This is a genomic window from Micromonospora sp. NPDC047793, assembly GCF_040642635.1.
Lineage (GTDB): Bacteria > Actinomycetota > Actinomycetes > Mycobacteriales > Micromonosporaceae > Micromonospora.
The window spans coordinates 37,172-62,547 of sequence record NZ_JBEYSG010000009.1 but is presented as its reverse complement, the minus strand read 5'-3'; the positions used below and the strand labels follow the sequence as shown (position 1 = coordinate 62,547).

Sequence of the window (25,376 nt, the reverse complement as noted above, 5' to 3'; positions counted from 1 at the left end):
CTGGGACGGCGGCCTGCGTCCACGGCCCCACGGCCGGTCCGCCTCGATGTCAGGGAGGCCTGAATGCGGGTGCAGGAAGCGATCGCGGCCTCGGTCCACCGGCTCGGCGTACGGCATGTCTTCGGTCTGATGGGCCGGGGCAACATGGGATTCCTGCTCGACATGGTGCACCGACACGGGATCGGCTACATCGGGGCGCGGCACGAGACGAACGCGGTCACCATGGCCGACGCGTACGCGCGCAGCACGGGTCGGCTCGGGGTCGCGACGGTCAGTGTCGGTCCCGCGTTCAGCAACGCGCTCACCGGCATCCTGGAGAGCGCGCGCGGCCAGACACCACTGTTGCTGTTCGCCGGGGACACCGCCACGACGCACGGCGACTACGGCCAGTTCCTGGACCAGGCGCCGCTGCTCGACGCGGTCGGGGTCGCCCACCGCCGCCTCGACGAGCCGCACCGGGTCGGCCCGGAGATCGCCGAGGCGGCCCGGCGTGCCGTGCACGATCGTCGGCCGGTGGTGTTGACGGTGCCGCTGGACGTGCAACGCAAGCCGGTCGAGGCGTTGGTCGAGCCGGTCGGGCCGCCCGAACCGGCACCGCATCCGCTTCCGGACGCCGCCGCTCTGGACGCCGCGGTGGAGGCGATCCGGCGGAGCCGTCGACCGGTGCTGGTGGCGGGTCGTGGCGCACTCGCACCCCCGGCCCGGGCGGCGCTGATCGAGCTGGCCGAGCGGGCCGGTGCGGTGCTCGGCACGACCCTGCACGCCGACGGGCTGTTCGCCGGTGAGCCGTGGAACGTGGGGCTGCTCGGCGCGCACTGCACCGCGTACGCCGCCGATCTGATGGCGACGGCGGACCTGATCCTGGCGTTCGGCACCGGCATGGACCGGTACACCACCCGGGGCGGGCACCTCTTCCCGCAGGTGCGGGAGATCGTGCACTGCGAGCTTGATCCCCGGCGTGCCGCGTCGGCCCCGGTCACCGTCCGGTTGACCGGGGACACCACGGCCACCGCCCGGTCCCTCGCCGCCGAACTGCGGCGCGGCGGGCATCGGGCCACCGGCTTCCGGACCGGGCCGTGGGATCCGCCGCCGCCGTCCCCGGCGTCCGCGACCGGCACACCGGCACCCGGCTTCGTCGACCTCAGCGAGTTGCTGTCCACGCTGGACGCGTGGCTGCCGGCACACCGGTCGGTGGTGCAGGAGAGCAGCCACGCGGCCGGGAACGCGGTGGGTCACCTGCGGGTCGCCGCACCCCGGGCGCGGGTCAGCACGTTCGACTTCGAGTCGATCGGGTTGGGCCTGGCGACCGCCGTCGGCACCGCCGTGGGCCGCCCCGACGCCCCGACGGTCGCCGCCGTCGGTGACGGAGGCGCGCTGATGGCCCTCGGCGAGCTGGAGACGGCGGTCCGCCACCGGTTGCCGATCCTGCTGCTGGTGCTCAACGACAGCGCCTACGGCGCGGAGGCGCGGGAACTGGAGATGCGCGGCCTGCCCATCACCGACGCGTTGTTCCCGACCACCGACTTCGCCGCCGTCGGCCGGGCGCTGGGGGCGGCCGGGACGGTGGTCCGGGACGTCTCCGACCTGGTGGCGATCCGCGACTGGATCGCCCGCCCGGAGGGGCCGTACGTCCTGGACTGCCGGCTCGACCCGACCCTGGTCTCCGGTTGGTTCCAGCTCGCCATCGCCTCGCCCGAGGGCTACCTGCGCCGGCCACGGTGGCAGCCATGCTGAGACGCCGGCCGGCAGCGGTCGGGCAGGAGGGACGACACTCGTGATCGTCATCATCGGAGCCGGCCCGGCCGGTCTGTCGGCGGCCTACCATCTCGGCGACGAGGAGTACACCGTCCTGGAGTCGGAGGCGGAGCCGGGTGGCCTCTGCCGCTCCTTCGACCTGGGGGGTGCCACCTTCGACCTCGGTGGGCACGCCTTCTTCACCAAGCACGACGACGTCCGGGAGCTGGTCGAGCAGCTCTGCGAGCCGGGCGTGTACGCGCAGCCCCGCGAGGCGTGGGTGCACAGTCACGACACCTTCGTCCGGTACCCCTTCCAGAGTCATCTGCACGGTCTGCCCTCGGAGGTGGTGGAGGAGTGCCTGGTCGGCCTCTACGAGGCCGCCCGCCGGCAGCCGCTCGCCGCGCCACCGGCGAACCTGCGGGAGTGGATCGAGCTGACCTTCGGGCCCGGCATCGCGGCCCGTTTCCTGCTGCCCTACAACGAGAAGCTGTGGGCCTTCCCGCTGACCGAGATCGCGCCGGGCTGGACCAGCAACCGGGTGGTCACCCCGGACGTGGCGGCGATCGTCGGTGGGGCGTTGCGGCCCGACCGATTCTCCGACTTCCCGAACGCCGTCGTGCGGTATCCGGCCACCGGTGGCTTCGCCAACCTCTACCAGGGCTTTCTGCGTACGGTCGGCGACCGGATCCGGCGGCACGACGTCGTGGAGGTCCGCCCCGGTGGTTCGACGGTGCGGGTCGAGGGTGGCGCCACGATCGACTACGACCATCTCGTCTCCACCATGCCGCTGGACGAGTTGGTGCGACGCACCGACGGTCTCGACGACTGCTGCCGGGACGCCGCCGCCGAGCTGCGGCACAACAGTCTTCATCTGGTGAACCTGGTCTTCGACCGGCCGGCCATGACCGAGATGCAGCGGGTCTACTGCGCCGATCCCGACATCCCGTTCCACAAGCTGGTGCTGAACTCGAACTCCAACCCCGAGCTGCGCGCGCGCCCGTGCTTCGGCATCCAGGCCGAGGTGAGCTTCTCCGCGCACAAGCGGGTCGACCCGGAGGGCCTGCCGGATCGGGTGTTGGCGGCGCTGCGCCGCATCGGGATCGCCGGGGCCGACGACCGGGTGAGCGCCGCGAGTGTGGTCACCGTGCCTCGGGCGTACCCGGTGCAGACGCCGGGGACCGTCGAGGCGCGCGGGCATCTGCTGGAGGAGTTCCGGCGGCGGCGGATCCACTGTGCCGGCCGGTTCGGTGAGTGGCTCTATATCAACTCGGACGACGCGGTGCTGCGCGGCCGGGTCCGGGCCGAGGAGATCCTGGCGCACCGGGCCGGTGGCTCAGTCGACTGACTCCGCCGGGGGCAGCCCCAGCACGGTGGTCATCCATGGCAGCGCGACCTGGAGTTGACGGAGCTGGAACTCGCGGACCAGCGGCAGCTTCGGCAGGAACGGCAGACCGGCCCGGCTGGCGAAGAAGCCGGTGACCAGGGTGACCACCCTCGGGTCGGGATCGGTGAGCAGATCGGCCGGCTGCGGTCCGCCTTCCAGGGTGAGGCTGGGCAGCCAGAACGCGAGGTCGAACTGCGGATTGCCGAGGGCGGCGTGATTCCAGTCGAACAGCACCGGCTGGGTGCCACGGAAGCAGAGGTTGTCACTGCGGACGTCGAGGTGGGTGACCGAGTCGCCGTCCATGCCGGCGAAGTCCGCGGCGTCGAGAATGGTGGGCAGGCACTTGTCCAGCCACTGCGGGGAACAGACCCGCAACGCCAGGAACTGTGCCGGGTCGCGGGCGATCTCGGGCCAGCCGCCCTGGCCGTACTGCGTCTGTGAGGCGGGGATCAGGCCGTCGATGGCGGGGCGCGCCGCCAGGTCGCGCAGCGTGTCCTGGACCGCCCGGAGTTGGTCGGGTGACCAGGGCGGCGGCCAGGTCGAGGCGGAGAGATCCTCCAGCACGAGCACGGGCAGCTCACCGTCGTCGTGCCAGCCGAGCAGCTCCGGCATGAACGGCGCGTGCAACTGCTGGTAGACGGCGTGCTCGCGGCGCAACCAGATCGCTCCGGGCTCGTCGTCGGCGTGTTTGACGAAGACGGTGCGGCCGTCGTCGAGCCGGGCGAGCCACCGCCGGTTGTTCGAATATCCACGCCGGACGCGGACCGCGTCCACCACCCGCTGCCCGGTCGAGTGGGCGATCCGTTCCGCCTCGTCGATCGCGATCACCGCGTCCGCCTGCATCGAGTCACGATATCAGAGGGCGTGATCAACCAATTCACGCCGGTCACCCATGACCGGGAACGACGATCAATGGGTATTGCCCGCTCGACGGCCACCCCATATCGTCTGGCAATGCTGACTCGACCGGGCCGATCCGCTGTCACGACGGATGTTCACGGCCGGGTCGACGCGCGGTGATCAGGGCGGAGGGGCTCTCCAAGACGTTCCGGCGGTACGAACGTGAGCCGGGCGTGCTGGGTAGCCTCCGGACCCTGTTCAGCCGGCGTCACACCACGGTGACCGCGGTGGACGAGGTCTCCTTCGAGGTGGCGGCCGGCTCCCGGGTGGCGTACCTCGGGGCGAACGGTGCCGGCAAGTCCACCACGGTCAAGCTGCTGACCGGCGTGACGACCCCGACCAGCGGGCGGTGCACGGTCGACGGGATCGAGCCGTACCGCGAGCGGGTCCGCAACAGCGGAAACATCGGTGTCGTGTTCGGTCATCGCAGCCAACTGTGGTGGGACCTGTCGGTGCCGGACTCGTTCCGGATCCTCAAACACATCTACGACATCGACGAGGCCGTCTACCGGCGCAACCTGTCGCTGTTCCGGGACGTGCTCGACATCGACGCGCTGGGCACCACCCCGATCCGGGAACTCAGCCTCGGGCAGCGGATGCGCGCGGAGATCGCGGCCAGTCTGCTGCACACCCCCGCCGTGGTCTTCTGGGACGAACCCACTATCGGTTTGGACCTGGTGCTCAAGGAGGCCGTCCGGGACCTGGCCAACCAGATCAACCGGGACCACGGCACGACGATCTTCCTCACCAGCCACGACATCAGCGACATCTCCGCCATCTGCGACCAGGTACTGGTGGTCGACCAGGGCCGGATCGTGCACCAGGGCACGCTCGCGGCGCTGCTGCGGACGGCCCGCCATCGGGCGGTGCACTTCGACCACCGGGGGGACGAGTCGCCGGGACAGGTGGCGGCCCGGATCGAGGAGGCACTGACCGGCACCAGCGTCTCCGTCGACGACCAGCGGCGGGTGACGATCAGCTTTCCCGTCGACCGGCTCACCGCCCGGGAGGTACTCACCTGGGTGTTGCACCGCTTCGACGTGACCGACTGTTTCGCGCCGGAGCCGGACCTGCAGACGGTGCTGCGGGAGATCTACGGTGGTCGCCAGCCGGCGCGGAGCACGGCTGAATGACGGTCGGCGTCCCCTCCCTGCGTCTGCGCCGCTACCTGCCGTTCGCGGTGAGCGGCCTGCAGGCGACCCTGCAGTACCGTGCGAGCTTCTTCGTCAGCCTCGCCACCACGGCGACCAGCACCGCCGTGGTGGTCTTCCTGTGGCGTGCGGTCTACGCGGCCAGCCCCGACACGGGCCCCGGCGGCTTCGGGATCGAAGGCATCACCACCTATCTGATCGCCGCCCAGGTACTCGGTGTGCTGCACGCCAACCAGGTCGACAGCGAGATCGGGCAGGACATCCTGCGCGGGGACATCGCTGTCGCGCTGATCCGTCCGGTCAGCTACCCGGTGATGCGGATCTTCACCGCCCTGCCGGTGCTGATCACGAATCTGCTGATGGTGGGCCTGCCCACGTTGTTGATCTTTGCGGTGCTCTTCCCCCTACAGTCCCCGGCCCCGGTGGACCTGCTGCTGTTCCTGGCCGCGGTGCCGTCCTCGGTGGTCATCGCGTTCAGCCTCAACATGCTGGTCGGGCTCTGCGGCATCGTCACCACCAACATCTGGGGCATCCGCATCGTCAAGGAGAGCGTCGTGGTGTTCTTCGCCGGTCAGCTCGTACCACTCGACCTGATGCCGGCGCCGCTGGCCGCCGCCGCCTCGGTCCTGCCCTTCCAGTCCATGGTGTACGCACCGGTCCGTCTGCTGACCGGTCGGTACGACGGCGCGCCCGACGCGGCGGTCGTCCTGGCCGGGCAGGTGGGTTGGGCGGTGCTGCTCGCCGGCGCGTGCGCGGTGCTGTGGCGGGTGTTCGTCCGACGCGTACAGGTGCTCGGCGGATGACCCGCCCCGGTCGTACGCCGCTGCGCTACCTGCGGCTGACCTGGTTCCTCGGCGGGGTCAGCCTCCGGCGACTCGTGGCGTACCGCACCGACTTCCTGCTCGGTGGCGTCGGTTTCCTGCTCCGGGTCGGCGTCCAGGTCCTGCTGATCGGCAGCATCTTCCAGTTGGTGCCCACAGTCGGCGGCTGGTCCCTGGACAAGGTGTTGTTCCTGCTCGGCTTCGCGCTGCTGCCCCGCGGGCTGGACCGGCTCTTCACCGACTACCTGTGGGTGGTCGCCTGGCAGTTGATCCGCAGCGGCGACTTCTACCGGCACCTGATCCGTCCGGTGAACCCGCTGTTCAGCGTCCTGTCGGAGCGGTTCTTCTGGCCCGACGCGCTCGGCGAGCTGCTGGTCGGGTTCGCGCTGCTCGGGTACGCGGGCCGGCGACTGGGGCTGGACGTGGACGCCGAGATGGTCCTGGTCGGTGCCGGTCTGGTGGTCTGCGGCACGCTGATCTACACCGGGATCAAGCTCATCTTCGCCTCGATCGCCTTCTGGACGATCACCAGCCAACCCGCGATGCACGCCGCCAACCAGCTCTCCGAGTTCGCGGCGTTCCCGCTGGAGATCTATCCGGGCGTGCTGCGGTCCGTGCTGACGTGGGTGCTGCCGTTCGCGTTCACCGCGTACATCCCGGTGGAGTTCCTGCTCGGCGGCGACGGCCGGCTGGTCTGGCTCACCCCGCTGGTGGCGGCGGGCGCGCTGTGCGTCGGCTACGGCATCTGGAGCATGGGCATCCGCCGGTACGAGATGACCGGTAGCTGAGAGGAGAGGCATCGGTATGAGAAGACAGCTGCCGCTCGGTGAGCCGCTGGCGCGGGGCTACCAGTTCTATGCGTTCCCGTTGGCGATCCTGGCCACCGAGGCACGGGCCCGGGACTGGATCCTGAGCAACTACATCCACGTCGCCTTCGACCCGAAGGCACCGGACTCGCCGGTGCCGTTCGGCTTCTATCTCTACGACCACGCGATCAGTCCGTGGCTGGAGGTGGTCCGGACCAGCCGTGAGTGGGTCGCGTGCGTCGGCGCGGACATCGTCGCGCTCTGCCGCGACTCCATCGGCGCCGGCTACTACCCCTATCTCAACCTGGACGAGCACCACCTGCCGGGCCGGGCGCCCTACCAGCAGTGGCACCAGACCCACGACGTGCTGCTCAGCGGCGTCGACGACGACGAGGGCACCTTCACCGTCTACGGCTACACGGCGAACGGGTCGCTGCGGACCACCACCGTCGGGCAGGACGACGTCGCCCGCGCGTACGCGAGCCTGGACGAGGTGGAGAACGACTGCTTCCAGGTCTACTTCTACCGGTTGCGACCGGATGCCAGCTACCGGATGCGGTTGCACGTGGTGGGCGGCGCGTTCGAGGAGTACCTGTCCGGTGCCAATCCGAGCCGCCGGGTCGACATGCTCCAGGAGGAGTGGGAGCGGGCCTACGGCGTCGACTCCTACGTGCCGCTGCGCGGTTACCTGCGCGACTACCTCAACGGCGATGCCGCGTACGACATCCGGTACCTGCACGTGCTCTGGGAGCACAAGCGGCTGATGACGGAGCGGTTCCTCCGCCTGGCCGAACTCGCCCCGGCACTGGCACCGCTGGTGGACGACTGCCGTGCGATGCAGACCGACGCGGTGGCGTTGCGCAACGGGATGCTGTGGCACGAGCAGAAGGGGCGGTCCTCCCGGTTCGACGAGGAGGCCATGCCGCGCCTGGAGCGCGTCTTCGACACCGAGGTGCGGGTGCTGCGGCAGGCCGTGGAGGAGATCCGGCGTCATCCGACGCAGGAGCCGGCCACGGATCACCGGCCTGGCCATCAGGGCACGCCGACGGACGCGGGACGGGGTGGCGGGACGTGAGTGTGGACGCGGTGTGCACGGTGCTCCTGCGGATGCCGGCCCTGCGCCCGGACGACCGCCTCCAGTTACGGATCGTCGGCGCCGGCACGCAGGACTTCCGGTACGACCAGCGCACCGGCGAGTGGACCGCCACGCTCGATCCGGCGGCACATCCCGACGGTGTCGAGGTCGTCGTGGTCCTCGACGGCGACCCCCAGCTCGACGGGCCGCTGCACCTGAGCACCGCCGAACTGGCCGCCCCGACCTGCCGCATCGACGGGCGGGTCCACTTCGCGCGGCACCAGGACGTCCTCGTCGGCGAGTCGCACGTCGCCCGGCACTTCTTCCCCGGCGATCCGGAGTCCACGCAGCGCTACGACGTCATCGTCGTCGGCTCCGGTGCCGGTGGCGGCACCCTGGCGTACCAGCTCGCCGAGACTCCGTGGCGGGGCGGTCGGCCACCGCGTGTCCTGCTGCTGGAGGCCGGTAGTTACCTGTTCGGGACGCACACCGGCAACCTGGCCCGCTACCAACCGGTCGGTCCCGACGTGTACCCCAACATCTTTCACCACTGGGGTGCGTTCGGGCGTCGGCGCTGGCGGGCCGCCGACGCCGAGAGCGCCAAGGCACGCATCGCGCAGGGCCTCAACCTCGGCGGCCGGACCCTGTTCTGGGGAGCCTCGGCACCCCGGATGCACCGGTGGGAGTTCCGCGACTGGCCGGAGGCGGTCCGCGACGAGTTGTACGACGTCTGGTACGACCGCGCGGAGCAGCTGACCCGTGTCACTCCCCTGGTCCCGTCGTCGTACCAGACGATGGTCAAGGCGAAACTGCGGGAGTTGCCCGCGTTGGCCGAGTTCCGGCACTTCGATCCCCCGATGGCGATCGAGTACTGCGGTCCGGTCCCCGGGGCGGTGCCGGCGGGTATCTGGTCGGCTGCCGAACTGCTGCTCAGCCGCGCGATGCAGGACGGCCGCTTCGGCAACCTGCGGGTCCACCTGAACCACGAGGTGGTCGGTGTCGAGCGGGCGGCGGGCGAGGTCACCGGTGTGGTGACGTACGACCACCTGGCCGGCCGGGACCGCACCTACCGACTGGCCGACGACGGCGTGGTGGTGCTGGCCGCCGGCACCGTCGGCACTGCCGCCGTCGCGCAGTCGTCCGGCCTCGCCGAGGACATCCCGCTGGTCGGACGCGGCATCACCGACCATCCCATCCACGTGGTGAAGTTCTGGATGCGGCAGGGCGGGGACTGGTACAGCCGGTTCGACTCCAGCAAGACCGTCTCCCGGCACCTCACCGACGCCGCCGACACCGACCCCGTCCACCCGTACAGCGTCACGCTGGACCTCGGCGCGAACCTGAACCAGTTCCGCTTCGTCAACGCGTTGGAGTTCACCGGCGCGAACCTGGCCACCGTCGACGGGAAGATGCCGGGCGAACTCGTGTTCATGGTCGAGGCGCCGCTGGTCGAGCAGAACGCCGTCACCCTGACCGATACCCGGCCGGTGGGCGGGAAGCCCGCCGCGCTGCCCACCATCCGCATCCATCCCAGCCCGCGCGCCCACCAGGTCCAGGACGCCCTCGACACGATCACCGCCGATGTGGTGTCCGCCTTCGGAGGCGAGGTGTACGAGCAGCTCTGGGCTCCGCTCGGCGGGGTGTCGCACGAGGTCGGCACCATGCGGATGGGTCGCGACACGCCGGGCCGGGAGCGGCCGGGGGTGGTCGACGAGGACCTGCGTGTCGTCGGCCACCGCAACCTCTATGTCTGCGACCTGTCCGTCTTCCCGAACTCACCGGCGGCCAACCCGACGCTGACGTTGGCGGCGCTGGCCATGCGCCTCGCCGCCCACCTCAGCACCTGACGACTCACCGCCCCCGGGGCGTGTTGATCACCTGGCGTAGTCCGTGCAGGAGTCGGTCGACGTGCTCGGCAGTCGTGCCGATGCCGATGCTGGCCCGGATCGCGTACCCGTCGGTGGGGCGGCCGAGCCGCACGGCCGCGTCGGCCAACAGCTTCCGGCTGAGCGGGTGGGCGCAGAACAAGCCGTCTCGTACGCCGATGCCGTGCTCGGCGGAGAGCCGGTGGGTGATGTCGGCTGCCCGCCGGTCGGCGACGGTGAAGCTGACGATGCCGACCCGGTCGTGATCGGCGTCGAACGTGCGCAGTTCCGCCACCTGCGGCAGGGCGCCGAGGCCGTCGCGCAGTCGGGCCAGCAGCTCCTGCTCGTGGTGAGCGAGTACGTCCGGTGCGGCGGCGGAGATGGTGGCACAGGCGGCGGCGAGTGCCACCGCTCCCAGCAGGTTCGGCGTGCCGGCCTCGTGTCGGGCCGGGCCGGTCTGCCACTGCACCTCGGCGGGTTCGTCACCGACGTGCCTGGTGGCTCCACCGCCGGACAGGTACGGGTCGGCGGCGTCGAACCAGTCGGCGCGGCCGGCCAGGACGCCCGCACCGAAGGGCGCGTACAGCTTGTGCCCGGAGAGCGCCAGGTAGTCGATACCGGCGGAGGCCATGGAGACCGGGCGGTGCGGGGCCAGTTGGGCGGCGTCGACGGCGATCCGCGCGCCGTGCCGATGGGCGATCTCCGCGATCTCGGCCGTCGGCCAGACCTCGCCGGTGACGTTGGAGGCGCCGGTCACCGCCACCAGCACCGGCCCCGCGTCGCCCAGGTCGGCCAGCGCCCGGGTCAGCCCGGAGGTCACCTCGGGCAGGTCGGCGGGCACCGGCAGGCGGTGCACGTTCGGCCAGGCGAGGAGGTTCGCGTGGTGTTCGCCGGCCCAGGTCACCACGGTGGTGTGCGGGGGCAGGGCCCGGGCGAGCAGGTTCATCGCGTCGGTGGTGTTCCGGGTGAAGATCACGTGGTCGTCCGGCCGGACGTCGAGGAAGTCCGCGACGGTCTGACGGGACTGCTCGTAGGCCAGCGTGCACCGGCGCGACGCGAGGCCGGCGCCCCGGTGCACGCTGGCGTACCAGGGCAGCAGTTCGGTGACCGCGTCGGCGACCGGGACGAGGCAGGGTGCGGTGGCGGCGTAGTCGAGGTTGGCGTACGCGACGGTGGTGCCGTCGGAGAGGCGGACCGGAAGGTCGTCGCCGAGCACGGCAGGAGCGATCGTGGGCACACTCGTCCTCAGGTGACAGTGGACCCGTGCGGGTCCGCGCTTGCCTCCGGCGATCGCCGACGGCCTGGTCTCACCCGGAGGCACCCCACCGCGGATATACGAGGGTTGCCGGTCAGCAGGCCGGGGCCTTGACGCTGACACTCTTGACCGCTGCCGATGCTGCCACACGGGCGAGCCCGCCCGCCAGTGCCCGTCGGGCACCCGGCATGTCCCTGTTCGTACGACACGAGACAGCCCCTTGATTCGTCCCGCCTGACCGGTCGGCTCGCCGTCGCGCCGGTCCGGGTGGCGGCTCGGGAGCAGACGTGAATCCGACGCCCCGGGTGCGCGATTGCGCGGGCGCGCTTCACCACGCACAGTGACCACAGTCACCTGCCGCCGATCGGCTCGGCGCCCCTTCGCCGCTGTTCTGTCGGCCATGGGAGCGCGGGTCGGCGCGGCATGTCGGTGATTCGACGGATCACTGTCCGGAAAGCGTCTCCACCACGCGGGATAGCACACTCCATGATGGACGGACCAGCGGTTCGACTGTCAGCTTTGCGAAACACTTTCGCGCTCTGATCTGCCCTACGGTGAACCGGCGTTACCGCAGCGACCACGCCGCAACCATTGGGGAACGCATCACCATGCGCATACTCGCCGTGCCCGTCAGGGTGGACGCCCTGTGGCTCGCCACCGACCGGACCGTGACCGGACCGACCGCCGACTTCACCCGCCTGCCGTACGTCGACGCCAGCACCGGCCGGGACGCCGACTTCGGTGAGCGCAACCTCAGCGACGCGATCCTGCCCGGGTCGTTCCAGCAGGACCTGCTGTTGCCGGCCGGCATCCACCTGCACTGGTCTCTGCCGGACGCACTGACCCGGTTGACGCACGGCGCCGCGACCGGCGGTGGTGCGCCCGCCGTCGACCTGCCCCGGGTGCCGAACCGGTGGCTGGTCACCCGGACCGCGCCGGGTGGCGCCCAGGACCGCTGGATGGTGGAGAGCGACGCGCTGGGCGACGTCGACCGGGGCGGGGTGACCTATCCGCTGCGGGCGGCCGATCCACGCGGCACCACCGGACGCCCGTGGCGGTATCTCGGCCGGAAGCTGCCGCTGTCGGCGTGGCCCGGTGCGCCGACCGACCGGGTGGCCGCGCTCACCGCGCTCGGCTACGGCGAGCCGACCTTCGCCGCGTTCTATCCGAACTCGTCGAGCGTGTTCGGGTTGCACGACGACGGCTACGGGGCGGTGCCGCCGCCGAACGGCCTGCGCTACGACGTGGTCGGCTGGTATGCCGAGACGGCCGACGACGAACTGCTGGCGGTGGTGGCGACGGCGGCCGGGCGGAGCTGGCCGCAGACCATCGCCGACGAACTGGACTGGTCGGTGCCGGCCGACACCGGCGGCGACGCTCCGGCGCGGATGCTCTGCTTCGGTCGGCTGACCTTCGCCGCGACGGCGAAGCGGGCGCCGGTGCCCGGCCCGACGACCGACTCCGAGAGCGGGGTCTGGGTGGCGAACACCGCCACCGAGGCGCTCGCCGCGCACCTCGGCGCGGTGTTGCCCGGGGTGACCGAGACGCAGACCGAGGAGCTGCTGGAGGCGCTGACCGTCGCCGACGAGTTGGAGAGCGGCGTGTTGGACCTGCCGGCCCGGCTGGCTCAGGCCCGGCATGCCGCGTCGTTCGGCACGGTCGCCTCCGGGGTGGCCTGGACGGTCCGTCGGCAGGACGACCCGCTGGACGGCGGGGACGAGGGTTCGCCGGTCACGGTGCCGCAGCGCCAGGCCCGGGAACGGTTGGCGCTGCCGGGGAGCTTCGGCGACCTGCTGGTCGCGCTGAACGAGGCGCAGTCGGCGTACGACGCGGCGGCGGCCGAGGTCACCGGGGCACGTCGGCGGATCTTCGCGGACTGGACCCGGTACCTGGTCTGTGCGTACCCGCCACCGGGTGCCCGGGACGACTATCCGGACCCGGATCTCGTCGGCTGGTACCTGCGGCGGGAGGTGTCGGCGTTGTCCGCCCGGTTGGCAAGGCTGGGAAGTTGGCCGCCGGTGGACACCGGCACGAGTCTGGCGCACCGGTTGCAGGCCGCCCGGCAGGCCGCGCAGTCGGCGCTGGACACGGTCAACGCCACGGCGGTGGCCACCGCGCGGAGCCGGTTCGAGTTGCAGCAGGTCCCGGGTACGCCGTACCAGGTGCCGAACGAACCGGTGGTGCTGCTCACCGGTGCGGCGGCCACCCCGTCGGACCGGTACGGCCGCGACGGCGCGGACCAGCCGGACGGACTGCTGCCGTGCGTGGCGGTGGAACTGGCCGTCTCCGAGGCCGACCTGCGGGCCGCGACCGGGGTGACCCGCCTCGGTGACCTGCTCGCGGCGCTGGCCACCAAGCTCGCCACCGGGCAACCGGAGCATCCCGCGCTGCGGTCGTGGACGGGTCAGCCGTGGCATCCGGTGCTGCTGCACTGGGAGGTGGAGTTCTTCCCGGCGCGGGCGGGCAACAACCTGGACCCGTCCGGGCGGGACTTCGACCCGGCGTTCGTCACGACGAACTACGAGCTGCCCGACGGGGACCGGGAACTGCGCCCCCGGGCGGAGAAGGACGTGCTGGACACGGCGGCGAACGTCTACACCGGCAGCACGGTGTTGTCGGCGTCGGCGCGGCCGGTGCTCTCCACCCGGATCATGCGGTACCTGCGCGGGACACCGCTGGCCCGGGCGAACGACGAGCGGACGGCGGCGGGACTCGACCCGTGGACCGCCGACCAACTGGACGACGATCCGGGACCGCTGCTGGACTGGTGCGCGGCGCAGCAGGACGACGCGCGGCTGGGCACGCTCGCGACGGCGTACCGGCATCTCGCCGCGCACGAGGGAAGCAACCTGGCGCAGAGCCTGGGTGGTTTCAACGACGCCCTGGTGATGCTGCAGATGGTGCGTCAGTTGCCGATCACCGACCCGTTGGGTTTTCCAGCCGGGCGGTCGCTGGCGGCGCTCGTGCAGCAGGCGGTGGCGGGTGAGGGGCGGCACGCGCCGGTGCCGCTGAGCGACTTCAACCCGGTCCGGGCGGGGGCGCTGCGGGTGCGGCGCTTGCGGATCGTGGACAGCTTCGGCATCGGGTACGACGTCGACACCGACAAGCCCCGGACCACCACCTGGTTGAGCATGCCGAACCGGCCGACCTGGGTGGCGATGCCGCCCCGGCTGGCAGTGCCGGCGCGGGTACGGCTGGACCTGCTCGACGCCGAGGCCGCCGGGCGAGCGCTGAGCGGGTTGCCGCAGTCGTCCCCGGTCTGCGGGTGGCTGCTGCCCGATCCGCTCGACGACGGGCTGCGGGTGTACGCGGCGGACGGGGACTGGCTCGGCACGCTCTACCTGACCGCCGACCCGGCCGCCCCACGGCAGGCGTGGTGGCAGTCCTCCCCGCAGGGGCCGGTCACCGAGGTCGGGTCGATCGGCAACGTGCGGCTGCGCGCGGTGGTGCAGCGGCTGCGTGGGCTGGGCGCCGACGGGCTGGCCGAGTTCGTGTCCCGGCTCGACGAGTCGCTGGACGCGGTCGAGCCCGAGGACCCGGGGCAGCATCGGGCGCGGGCGGTGCTGGTCGGTCGGCCGGTGGCGGTGGTCCGGCTGGCGCTCGATCTGGAGGCGCCGGGGCTGCCCGTGATCCACCAGGACTGGAACGTCTTCCGGCAGGATCTGCGCCGCGTCGGTCGGGAGAGTAACGCGTACCCGTCCGTCCGGTTCCCGGTGCGGCTGGGCGAGCACGGGCGGCTGGGCGACGGCACGCTCGGCTTCTGGCGGGAGCAGCCGGACGGCACCCTGGGCGAGCGGTACCACGACGTGGTGACGCTGGCCGAGCAGGACGGCGACCCGCCGCTCGCCGTCGGGATCGACCTGCCGACGCTGACACTGACCGCGCTGGTGGAGCCGGCCGGGGCGGTACACGCCACCACCGGGGTGCTGCCGACGGTCTCCTGCCGGCTGGATCCCGCCCACCACCATGATGCGCTGGCCCGACTGGAGGTCGGCTTCCTGGCAGCGCCCGTGCTGACCGAGGCCGACGCGCCGGCGCTGGTTACACCGGCGGCCGACCCGGACCGGGTCTGGTCGTGGCGCGAACGCGACGGCGCCTCCTGGGTGGAGGTCGCCGAGCCGCCGGAGCTCGCGGAGGCGTTCCCCACCGCGCTGACCGCTCGCGAGGGCTGGCTCAGCCTGCGTCAGCGCCCGACCGTCTGACCGATCCGCGCGCCTCCCCTGTTCTCCCGCACGTCCACCACATTTCGACCGAGAAGGCGACCCCGATGCCACAGATCACCCTCGACCTGTCCCTGGAACAGACGAACATGGTCCTGGAGGCGCTCGGCCAACTGCCGTACGTCCGGGTCTACGAACTGATCGAGACGATCGGCCGGCAGGCCGGTGCGCAGGTGCAGGGCCCGTCCGTCGAGGCCGAGCAGGCCCGTCTCACCCCGGTGCGGTCGGCATGAGCCCGGAGCCGCTGCTGTTCTGGCAGCTCGACGACATCGCCCCGGGCAACGTCGTCGTCGACTACGGCAAGGGGCAGCTCGACGGCCGGCTCGAAGGGAACCCGACCGTGTCGCCGGACGACCAGTTCGGTGCGGTGGTGACCCTGGACGGCGTCGGCGACGCCGTGGTCTCGCCCGCGCCCCTGCCGCCGTACACGACCTACACGATGTGCGGCTGGTTCCGGGTGCCCACCCAGACTTCGGGCATGCAGACCCTGATGGGCCGCGACCTTTACGGGGTGCACGTCAACGTGCTCGGCCGCATCATGGCCGACCTGCCGGGCACCAACGTCCGGTACTCCAGCGGCGCCGGCCTGTTCACCTACGACACCTGGCACCACCTGGCGGTGACCCGGGACACCACGCTGCTTCGGATCCACCTCGACGGGGTGGTGGTGCTGGAGGCGAGCGTCGGGGCGCCGCCGACGGTGCAGAGCAGCTTCGTGGTCGGGCGGCCACCCGGCAACGCCAGTCAGTACCAGCCGATGTCGGTGGCTGCGGTACGGCTGTACGGCACGGCCCTGAGCGCTGCCGAGGTCACCGAGCTGATGGCGGTGGACGAGTCGCCGGTGACGTCGTTCGTCCGCACCCACCCGCTCGACTTCGAGTTGGCCAACGTCGACCAGCAGCCGGTGTTGTACATCGACGACGCCGCCACCAGCCAGACGCTCACGTTGCGCGTGACCAACTCGTCCCGACACGACATCACGCTCTGGCCGCTGAGCGGCGCGCCGTCGGTGACGAACCGGCACTTCACGCTGAACCTCCGGCCGGGCACGATCGCCCCGGCGAGTACGGTCGGGCTGGCCGCGAGCGGATGGGCGCTGGCCGCCAACGAGGCCCGTACGGAGCTGTATCTGCGCGGTCCGGCGAACGCGGTCGTCCCGGCCGCCGCGTCGGTCGAGTTGCCGTTGACCGGGCTGCGTGCGGACGGCACCGACGGCACCCGGGTGACCCGGGTCGAACTGGCCTATCAGCGGCTCGGTTACACCGGTGAGACCAGCGAGATCGTCGGCACCCGGCAGCAGTCGCTGGAGGTGGTGAACCACCGGGGTCGACCGGACATCCCGCTGGACGTCGCCTTCGTCGGCGGCAACCGGGTGCTCAGCGACGGGTCGGGCACCAGTTCGCTGCGGCTGCGGGTGGCCAACGTCTCCCGTCGGGTGGCGATCGCACTGGCCGGCTCCGCCACCGTCGGCAAGGAGCGGGCGTCGGCGCTGGTCCTCTCGTTCGACGTGCAGTTGGCGAACGAGACCCGGGACTGGGCGTTGACCACGGCCGGTCAGGTCGGTGCGGTGCAGGTGGCGTTGACCGGTGCCACCGGTGTGGCGTGGGACGTCGACAAGCTGATCGACGACGAGCGGGCGATGTGGACGCTGACCCCGAAGCAGGACACGACCATCGCCGCCGAGGAGTGGTTGGAGCTGGGGATCGGGCCGGTCCACGGGCTGACCACGCCGGGTCACGCGCCGGTGGTGCTGTCGTACCGCAACGTCCCCGGGTTCCAGGACGGGTTCGTCAGCGTCGACGTGGAGCGGAGCCCGCTGCTGTTCAGCGGCACCAACGTCGCGGTGGGCGGTGTCGCCGCGCCGTTCAAGCTGACCGTGCGCGCCGCCACCGAGCACCTGCAGCTGCGCCGGGAGGGTCAGACCGGCGGCAACCAGATCTACCTGGAGCTGTACCAGTCGGAGACCTCGGCGAACGTGACCACCTATCCGAGTATCCGGTTCCACCACGCGGGCAAGTTCTGGCACCGGATCGAGGGCCGCCCCGACGGGTTCATGTTCAAGTGGGGACCGCCGACCAGCGACGACCTGAGTGACATCTTCGCCCGCCTGGGCGTGTTCACGTCGATGCGGGTGGACAAGGTCGCGGTCAGCGGGGGCGAGGGTCATCTCCGGGTGGAACGGCGGGATCAGGCAGCCGGTAAGCAGGTGTTCCTGGAGTTGTTCCAGGCGGATGTCCCCGCGAATCAGGGAACCTTTCCGAGCCTGAGGTTCCATCACGCGAACAAGTTCTGGCACCGGATCGAGGGCCGTCCCGAGGGCTTCCTGTTCAAGGACGGCAACACCGGCTCCGACGACTTGCGGGACATCTTCGCCCGAACCGCGTCGTTCACCTCGCTGCGTCTCGGATCCACCGGCATCGGTGAGTCGGACCTGCGCCGGTTGCTCGATCTGGCACGGCGCTTCCCGTTCTAGGTCACCGGTAGCGAAGCGGAGGAGCACGGCACGATGCCGAACGGCAAACGGACGCGGACCACGAGCAAGACCACCGACTCCAGCAAGGCACCCAAGAACACCGAACGCAAGGACGTCAAGGCCAAGAAGGCGATGACCGACGCCGACCGTAAGGCGGCCGTCGCGGCGAAGCTCGCGGTGGAGCTGCTGCAACTGGCCACGACGCTGGAGCCGATCACCCGATCGACGCCGGCGGTGGTGGGGGCACGCGCGGACACGAACTTCTACGCCACGTTCCTGCGGTCGGGGCAGGGCGACTGCATCGTGTTCAAGACGCCCGGCGGCAAGACGGTGCTCGTCGACTGCGGCTCGACCACCCTGGACACCACGACCGGTGAGGCGCACGCGCAGTACATCTGGAACAGCCTGAACGTGCCCCGCTATCTGCTGGGCAGCAGCACGATCGACGTCATGGTCTTCACCCATCCGGACGAGGACCACTACAACTACCTGACGTCCGTGCTCGACGAGGACCGCACCGGTCGGAAGATGACGGTGGGGCGGGTCTACCACAGCGGTGAGAGCGAGGACTACGTCGGCGCCATCGACTGGCTCCGAAAACACATGGCCGACGCCACGAAGATCTTCAAGGTGGTGCACAACCTGGAGGTCGATCCGTCCGACCAGAGCGTGGTCCGCGGCGAGATCACGCTCGACGGCACGGCGGTGGTCGCCGCCACCGCCGGCGACCAGGTGGATCGTCTCGACGACAAGGGCGGCATCCGGATCATCGCGGAGCCGACCTGCACCGTCACCATCCTCGCCGGTGGGGTCGCGCACGACTACAAGACCGACAAGGACACCAAGAAGGCCAGGAACCGCGCCAGCCTGGTGCTGCTGATCGAGGCGCACGGGAAGAAGCTGCTGCTCTGCGGTGACGCCACCACCAGCACCGAGCACTACCTGATCGCAGCCGGCAAGTACGCCGCACCGACCAAGACCCGGATCACCGGGGTCGACGTGATGCACATCGCCCACCACGGCAGCAAGGTCACGTCAGGCTCGAAGGAACTGCTGGACGTGGTGAAACCCAAGACGGAGGCGATCATCAGCGCGGCCCGGGAGGGCAGCACCTCGCACCACCTGCCGGCCTGGCCCACGGTGGAGAAGTACATCGACAACTTCACGGGCCGCGTCCCTGCCACCGCCCACAAGGGATGGTGCTGGGACATGAACGTGAGCCGGTACAAGGTCCAACAGATGGACATCCCGGTCCCGGTGTACATCACCGGGTCGCACGGCAACCTCGACATCGCCTGGACGGCCTGATCATGAATCGGCACACCCTGGAGACGCTGCTGGCCACGGTCGCCACCGGCCGGCTCGACCTGCCGCTGTCCAGCCTGGACGCGGACCACGCCACCTATCTCGGCCGTTTCCTGCCCACCGGCCGACTGGCCCTGACCGACTGCGTCCGCGTCGACCAGGCCGACGCGGTCGAGGTCCACGGCACCGGCGCACCCGGCCCGTTCGCCGGGCTGGCGGTCACCGCCCGCTTCGCCCTCGCCGCGGACACGGTCACCGGGGTACGGGTCACCGCCACCGGCGCGCCGACCTGGTCGCTCGCAGACACCTTCCCGGCGCTGGCCGGCACCTTGCTGGCCACGCTGCGCTTCACCGGACCGTTGATGACGCTGGACACGGCGGTGCTGGCACCGACCGGCGACGACCCGACGCCCGATCCGGCCGACGCGGCGATGCGTTTCACCGGCGACCTGCGGATCACCAGCGAGATGGCCGCCATCGCGCTGCTGTTCCCGGGCACGACACACCCGGTCGTCGGCGACATCACCATGGTCACCCTCGCACCGGACGGCTACCCGCTGCCGCACCCCACGGTGCCGAGCGTCATCCTCTACGGCGCCGACGGGGAGCCCCTCCCCCTCGGCCTGTTCGACGTCACCGACCTGCGGTACGAGATCTTCGGCACCCCCGACCTCAACCTGCACACCGCCGACAGTGAGGTCGTCGCAGTGCTGGTCCTCACCGGCGCGATCGACGTCCGCACCGGTGGGCAGAGCCACCGGGTGCTGCTCTCCGCCCAGGTCGCCGGCTGGGACAACGACATCATCCTGGCCGCCGACTTCAGCGGACTGGGCGCGCTCACCCTCGACGACGTCGCCGACCTCGCCGGGTTGGACCGGTTGACCCTGCCGTTCGACATCGACCCGGACGCCGGAATCAGTCTCGGCGAGGTGGTGGTCTGCCTGGCCCACAGCGGCGGCACCTGGTCGATCAACCACATCGCGCTGACCGTCCGCGCCGAGGCGGACTGGGTCATCGTCGACGACCTGCTGGAACTGCAGGCCCTGGAGCTGACCGTACGGGTCGACCGACCGGGCCCGAGTGCGACGCCGTCGTTCCTGGTCAACGGGTTGCTCGGGATCGGTGACGAGGGCACCCTGCAACTCGTCGCCGACCCGAGGTCACGGCACCTCGGCGGCGGTCTCTACGGCGACGCGCCGCTGCGGATCCGCGAGGTCTACCAGCACTTCACCGGCGCCGATCCCGGTCACCTGCCCGACCTGGCGATCACCCGGTTCCAGGCCGACGTGAACCTGCCGGTCGGCACGACCGGCACCACGTTCGGCGGCGAGATCGTGGTGGCGGGCAACTGGTTCCTCACCGACCAGGTCGAGCTGACCAGTCTCACCTTCGATCTGGACCACGACACCACCGGTACACAGATGCAGGCGATGGCGGGTTTCGTCATCGACGACGTCACCGTCACGATGACCGCCGACTACGACCCGGCCCCCGACCGGAAGTGGGAGTTCACCGGCGAGACCGGACCCGGCCAGCTCATCCCGATCGGGCCGGCGGTGGAGTCCCTGGCCGAACGCTTCGACGGCCTCGCCCTGCCGGCGCCGCTGGCCGACCTGACCATCGACAATCTCGGCGTCGACGTCTCCACCGGCACCCAGCGGGTCTTCGTCACCGGCCAGGCCCGGTTCCCGGTCGACGACACCGACGTGGCGATCACCGTCACGGTCGACACCGCGCAGCGCTCCTTCGACGGGCTGATCGCGCTCGCGGTGCCGGTCGGCGACGGCAGCACGTTCCACCCGCAGCTCGACCTGCACCTGGCCGGTGACGCCACCGCCCGTCGGTTGGCCGCCTCGTACACTCACGCCTCCAGCGATCCGGTGCCGGACGTGCGTGCCCTCGTCGGCGCGGTCTCCCCGACCGCCGCCGGCTATGTGCCGCACGGCATCGTCGTCGACCCCCGGCACCTGCTGTTCGCCCTGACCCGGCCGGTCGAGGGGACCGGGACGGCGTACGTCTTCGGGGTCGACCTCGCGCTCACGGTCGACCTGGCCGACCTGCCGGTGGTCGGCGAGCATCTCACCGGCGACACGACGATCGGGATGGACCTGCTCCGGGTCGTGGCGGCCACCGCCGCGCTCGGTGCCGCCGACGTCACCGCGCTGAACGCGCTGCTGCCGGCGGAGATACCCGCGCTGCCGGCAGCAGGTCTGCCGGCCGGGTTCACCGTCGACGGGACGCTGCGCCTGGGACCGTTCGGCGAGCCGGTGTCGGTGCCGGTCAGCGGGGTGAACGGGACGGCGAACCCGCCGGCCGGGCCGGTACCCGCGCCACCGAAGCAGACTGTCACCGGCGACAACACCTCCTGGCTCCCGGTGCAGCGCGCCTTCGGTCCGGTCCAGCTCGCCCGGGTCGGCGTCGCCTTCCGGCAGCACGACGGCCAGGATCCGCGCCTCGCGCTGCTGCTGGACGCGTCGGTCGCCGTCGCCGGCCTCACCCTCTCCCTGGACGGGCTCGAGGTCGGGATCTCGCTGACCGACCCGCTCTCGGTACCGTCGTTCGGGCTGTCCGGGATGGGCCTGTCCTACGCTGCCGGCCCGGTCAGCATCACCGGCGCGTTCCTCCGGTCGGAGATCGAGTACGAGGGGGTCAGCTATCCCGCGTACGGCGGCATGGCGCAGCTGCGCACCGAGTCGCTGTCGCTGGCCGCGATCGGGGCGTACGCGCAACTGCCGGCGGGGCCGTCGGTCTTCGTCTACGCGTACCTGGACACCCCGGTCGGTGGGCCGCCGTTCTTCCACGTCCGGGGCATCGCCGCCGGATTCGGCTACCACCGGCGTCTGGTCCTGCCGCCGGTCGACGACGTGGCGTCGTTCCCGCTGGTGGCGGAGGCGACCGGAGCCGCGACGCCGGGCACCAGCCTCGGTGCCGAGCTGCGCAGCCTCGCCACGTGGCTGCCCCCGTCGGTCGGGGACATCCTGCTCACCGCCGGGGTGCACGTCAGCTCGTTCGAGATGCTCGACTCGTTCGTGCTGGTCGCGGCGACGTTCGGGCACCGCTTCGAACTGGACGTGCTCGGGTTGTCCACGCTGACCCTGCCGGCCCGCGCGCCGGGGACCGAGGCGGTCACCCCGGTCGCCGAGGTGCAGTTGGCGCTGCGGGCCAGCTTCGTACCCGACGACGGGTTCCTGGGCGTGCAGGCGCAGTTGACGCGCAACTCCTACCTGCTGTCGCGGGCCTGTCACCTCGTCGGCGGTATCGCGTTCTCGACCTGGTTCGCCGGCGAGCACTCCGGGGACTTCGTGCTGACCGCCGGTGGCTATCACCCGCACTTCCCGGTGCCGGCGCACTACCCGACCGTGCCCCGGCTCGGGTTCTCCTGGCAGGTCTCGCCACAGTTGAGCATGTCCGGGTCGGCGTACTACGCGCTGACCCCGGGGGCCCTGATGGCCGGTGGCGGGCTCAGTGCCGTCTACCAGGACGGGTCGCTGCGCGCCTGGTTCGACGCCGCCATGGACTTCCTGATCTCGTGGCAGCCGTACCACTACGAGGCGTCGCTGCACGTCAGCATCGGGGCGTCGTACACGTACCACTTCTTCGGTACGCACACGATCAACCTGCACGTCGGCACCGACGTCGACCTGTGGGGCCCGGACTTCGGCGGCACCGCGACGATCGACCTGCACGTCACGTCGATCCGCATCTCGTTCGGCGCCGACCGGGGCGGTGGCCCGACGCCGTTGTCCTGGACCAGCTTCCGGTCGACGCTGCTGCCGGCCCCGGCCGAACTGGTCAGCGTCACGCTGCGCGGCGACAGCCATCGGGCGGCGGCCGACGCCGCAGACGACGACCTGGGCGTGGTCGACCCGACCACGCTGGTGCTGAGCACCGACAGCAGCGTCCCGAGCAGCAGGGGCAGGCGCGGCACCGGCACCGCCGAGGCGGCGTTGCCGGCCGACGCGGGCAGCACCCGGTTCGGGGTCGGCCCGATGGGGGTGGCCGTCGGGAACGCGACCGCCACCCACCGGATCACCATCACCCGTGACGGCGTCCCGGCCGAGGACCAGTTCGACTACCGGCCGGTGGTCAAGCGGCTGCCGAACGCGTTGTGGGGTGGCCGGCTCACCCCGTCACCGACCGATCCGGCACTGACGCCGGATCTGCTGACCGGGTACACCATCACACCCCGCCCGACGGTGACGCCCGAGCCGGCGTGGCTGGACCGGAGCGCGGTGCAGGCCGACACGGCCCTGTTCGAGGTCTCCGACGCGATCCGGCTGCGTGCCCCGGCGGCGGTGGCGGATCTCGACGGCAGCGACGCCGAACGCGCGAAGCTGATCGTCGGCAGCATGGCGGCGCCCACCGTGACCGCTGCCCGGGCCGACCTGTGGGCCGCCCTGCTGCCCGACGCGTCGGTCGACCTGACCGGCTTCGACACCAGCCAGTTCCACGAGATCCCCCGGGTGGCCGCTCATGTCTGACAACACCGTCACGTTCGCCGCGCACCGACGCCCGGCACTGGAGGCCGGCGACTACGCCATCACCGTGACCCAGGCCGTCGCGGTCGGCTCCGCGACGGAGTCGTTCGGCACCAGCCGCCGGTTCAGCGTCGGCGGCGACCGGTTCGCCCTGCCACCGACCGCGATCCGCGCGGTCTTCCCACCCGACGGCAGCCTGGGCGACCACGGCAACGTGCTGCCGCACGTGGTGCTCGACCGGCCCTCACTGCCCTGGGAACGCGATCCGGGCGGGGGCGGCGACGACCGTCCGCCGTGGTTGGCGCTGCTGCTCTTCGACGAGGACGAGAAGCCGCAGCCACGGACCACCACGGTGGGGGCGCTGACCCGGGAGGGCAGACTGCCCGAGCCGGCGACCGCCCTGGAGCGACACGACTCCGCCGACGACCCGGTGACCGTGATCGACGTACCCGCCGCTCTGCTGACCAGCCTGATGCCCGCGTACGCCGAGCTGCGGCTGCTGGCCCACGTCCGGGGTGGCACCGGGCCGGATGCCGACCCGGACGCGGCGGTGGTCGTCGGCAACCGACTGCCCGGCGCCGGTACGACCAGCACGGTGCACCTGGTGTCGCTGGAGCACCGGTTCCGGGCCGACGGACTCGGTGCCCCCGGGCTCGACCTGCCGCATCCGGGCCGGGGTGGCACCGGCGGTTCCACCGTGCCGCTGGTGAGCCTGGCCAGTTGGCGGTTCGCCTGCGTCAGCGCCGACCACTCGTTTCCCGGACTGGTGCGGGATCTGGCCTCCGACGGCGGCGACCTGCGGTTGCCTGACGTGGGCAACGCGACCGCGAACGGGTTCCTGACCCAGGGACTGGTGCCGCTGCGGCACCGGCTGCGCCAGGGTGGCCGCAGCATCGGCTGGTACCGGGGACCGTTGAGCACCGGGGCGACCGACGGAGGGCCGGTCACCCCGGCCCGCAGCGCGGACGCCTTGCTGAGGCTGCACACCGACGTCGGCATGTTCGACGTCAGCCATGCCGCGGCGTGGCAGCTCGGTCGGCTGCTCGCGCTGCGCAGCACCGACATCAGCAGCAGCCTCTACACCTGGCGGCGTCGCCGGGACATCGCCGCCAAGCAGACCGTTCCGGTCGACTACCCGCTGGTCGTGCCGGCGGCGGACACCGACATGCCGGAGGGTCTGCTCACCTGGCTGCGCGCGCTCGCGCAACTGGACGGTGTGCCCCTGCCCTACCTGCTGCCCGACGAGAAGCTGCTCCCGGCGGAGAGCATCCGCTTCGTCGGACTCGACCAACGCTGGATCCGACACCTCGTCGACGGCGCGACCAGCATCGGGCGGCTCGGTCCGGCCGACGCGCAGCGGGACGCCGACGATCCGCCGCCGCTGCAGTTCCCGACGGTGACCGGGGCGTTGATCCGGTCGGCGGTCGTGCCCGGTTACCCGGGGCTGCTCGTCGACGCGTACGCCGACCCGGCCGGCACCCGGCGGTTGACGCCCTGGCGCACCGCGCGGCTGACGCCGGACATACTGCTCTGCCTCTTCCAGGGGGAGCTTGCCCGGCTGGACCTGCACCAACCGCCGGAAGGCCAGCACCTCGCCGTCGAGCAACTCGGCGACGGCACCATCGGCAAGACACTGCGGGCCCCGGGTGGCGTGACGGCCACCCCGACGCCGGTCGGTCCGCTGCCGCTGGGCGCGCTGCGGACCGTGCCGGTGGCCGGGTTGGGTGCGGCGATCGCCGACGCGCTCGGGGTCGCCCCCACCGAACTCGGCTCGGGCGATCTGGCGCTGCAGCTCACCGAGACCGCCGAGCGGGTGACCTTCCTGACGTGAACCGGGCGGCCCCACGTCGGCAGGGCGGCCCGGCACGCGGCCGGCGGCGCGCTGACCCCAGCGCGCCGCCGGACT

General features: G+C 71.5%; 15 protein-coding genes and 1 riboswitch. Of the genes, 13 read left to right on the top strand and 2 right to left on the bottom strand.

What is annotated here, in order from left to right; genetic code table 11:
* Nucleotides 1–63: 63 nt before the first annotated feature.
* Nucleotides 64–1,734 carry a thiamine pyrophosphate-binding protein gene (locus ABZ738_RS19195; RefSeq protein ID WP_357214874.1) on the top strand — a complete coding sequence of 557 codons (1,671 nt, stop codon included), beginning with the start codon at nucleotides 64–66 and terminating at the stop codon, nucleotides 1,732–1,734.
* A 40-nt stretch (nucleotides 1,735–1,774) separates the two neighbouring features.
* Nucleotides 1,775–3,082: an FAD-dependent oxidoreductase gene (locus ABZ738_RS19190; RefSeq protein WP_357214871.1), complete on the top strand. Its 1,308-nt coding sequence runs from the start codon at nucleotides 1,775–1,777 to the stop codon at nucleotides 3,080–3,082.
* On the opposite strand, the gene ABZ738_RS19185 is transcribed toward ABZ738_RS19190, so the two are convergent.
* Nucleotides 3,071–3,964 (bottom strand): aminoglycoside phosphotransferase family protein, encoded by an 894-nt coding sequence (locus ABZ738_RS19185; protein WP_357214868.1) that lies wholly within the window; start codon nucleotides 3,962–3,964, stop codon nucleotides 3,071–3,073. The genes ABZ738_RS19190 and ABZ738_RS19185 overlap by 12 nt on opposite strands.
* Nucleotides 3,965–4,137: 173 nt before the next feature.
* On the opposite strand from ABZ738_RS19185, the gene ABZ738_RS19180 reads away from it, so the two are divergent.
* Genes ABZ738_RS19180 through ABZ738_RS19160 form a run of 5 tightly spaced genes read left to right on the top strand, consistent with a single transcriptional unit; the run spans nucleotide 4,138 to nucleotide 9,721 of the window.
* Entirely contained in the window at nucleotides 4,138–5,154 is a 1,017-nt protein-coding gene (locus tag ABZ738_RS19180; RefSeq protein WP_131050885.1) for an ATP-binding cassette domain-containing protein, read from the top strand.
* Nucleotides 5,151–5,975, top strand: coding sequence for an ABC-2 family transporter protein (locus ABZ738_RS19175; protein ID WP_357214864.1), 825 nt, complete (start codon nucleotides 5,151–5,153; stop codon nucleotides 5,973–5,975). The genes ABZ738_RS19180 and ABZ738_RS19175 overlap by 4 nt, the downstream gene beginning before the upstream one ends.
* A complete protein-coding gene (locus ABZ738_RS19170; RefSeq protein ID WP_357214861.1) occupies nucleotides 5,972–6,781 on the top strand; it encodes an ABC-2 family transporter protein in 810 nt (269 codons plus the stop codon). Before ABZ738_RS19175 ends, ABZ738_RS19170 begins: the two co-directional genes overlap by 4 nt.
* A 16-nt stretch (nucleotides 6,782–6,797) precedes the next feature.
* Nucleotides 6,798–7,874, top strand: coding sequence for a hypothetical protein (locus tag ABZ738_RS19165; RefSeq protein ID WP_357214858.1), 1,077 nt, complete (start codon nucleotides 6,798–6,800; stop codon nucleotides 7,872–7,874).
* Nucleotides 7,871–9,721, top strand: coding sequence for a GMC oxidoreductase (locus tag ABZ738_RS19160; RefSeq protein ID WP_357214855.1), 1,851 nt, complete (start codon nucleotides 7,871–7,873; stop codon nucleotides 9,719–9,721). The genes ABZ738_RS19165 and ABZ738_RS19160 overlap by 4 nt, the downstream gene beginning before the upstream one ends.
* Before the next feature lie 4 nt (nucleotides 9,722–9,725).
* Here ABZ738_RS19160 and ABZ738_RS19155 read toward each other — a convergent pair whose 3' ends face one another.
* A complete protein-coding gene (locus tag ABZ738_RS19155; RefSeq protein ID WP_357215230.1) occupies nucleotides 9,726–10,955 on the bottom strand; it encodes an aminotransferase class V-fold PLP-dependent enzyme in 1,230 nt (409 codons plus the stop codon).
* Between the two features lie 52 nt (nucleotides 10,956–11,007).
* Nucleotides 11,008–11,125: riboswitch (SAM riboswitch) on the bottom strand.
* A 492-nt stretch (nucleotides 11,126–11,617) separates the two neighbouring features.
* Here ABZ738_RS19155 and ABZ738_RS19150 point away from each other — a divergent pair.
* From ABZ738_RS19150 to ABZ738_RS19125, 6 genes are all read left to right on the top strand, one after another.
* Nucleotides 11,618–15,196 carry a hypothetical protein gene (locus ABZ738_RS19150; protein ID WP_357214852.1) on the top strand — a complete coding sequence of 1,193 codons (3,579 nt, stop codon included), beginning with the start codon at nucleotides 11,618–11,620 and terminating at the stop codon, nucleotides 15,194–15,196.
* 65 nt (nucleotides 15,197–15,261) lie between these two features.
* Nucleotides 15,262–15,447, top strand: a complete 186-nt coding sequence (locus tag ABZ738_RS19145; protein WP_131050892.1) for a hypothetical protein — start codon at nucleotides 15,262–15,264, stop codon at nucleotides 15,445–15,447.
* Nucleotides 15,444–17,687: a LamG domain-containing protein gene (locus ABZ738_RS19140; protein ID WP_357214848.1), complete on the top strand. Its 2,244-nt coding sequence runs from the start codon at nucleotides 15,444–15,446 to the stop codon at nucleotides 17,685–17,687. Before ABZ738_RS19145 ends, ABZ738_RS19140 begins: the two co-directional genes overlap by 4 nt.
* Nucleotides 17,688–17,720: 33 nt before the next feature.
* On the top strand, nucleotides 17,721–18,995 hold the full coding sequence (locus ABZ738_RS19135; RefSeq protein ID WP_357214845.1) for an MBL fold metallo-hydrolase: 1,275 nt from the start codon (nucleotides 17,721–17,723) through the stop codon (nucleotides 18,993–18,995).
* Between the two features lie 2 nt (nucleotides 18,996–18,997).
* On the top strand, nucleotides 18,998–23,473 hold the full coding sequence (locus ABZ738_RS19130) for a DUF6603 domain-containing protein (RefSeq protein ID WP_131050896.1): 4,476 nt from the start codon (nucleotides 18,998–19,000) through the stop codon (nucleotides 23,471–23,473).
* Nucleotides 23,466–25,301, top strand: coding sequence for a hypothetical protein (locus ABZ738_RS19125; protein ID WP_131050898.1), 1,836 nt, complete (start codon nucleotides 23,466–23,468; stop codon nucleotides 25,299–25,301). Before ABZ738_RS19130 ends, ABZ738_RS19125 begins: the two co-directional genes overlap by 8 nt.
* The last annotated feature ends 75 nt before the right edge of the window (nucleotides 25,302–25,376 follow it).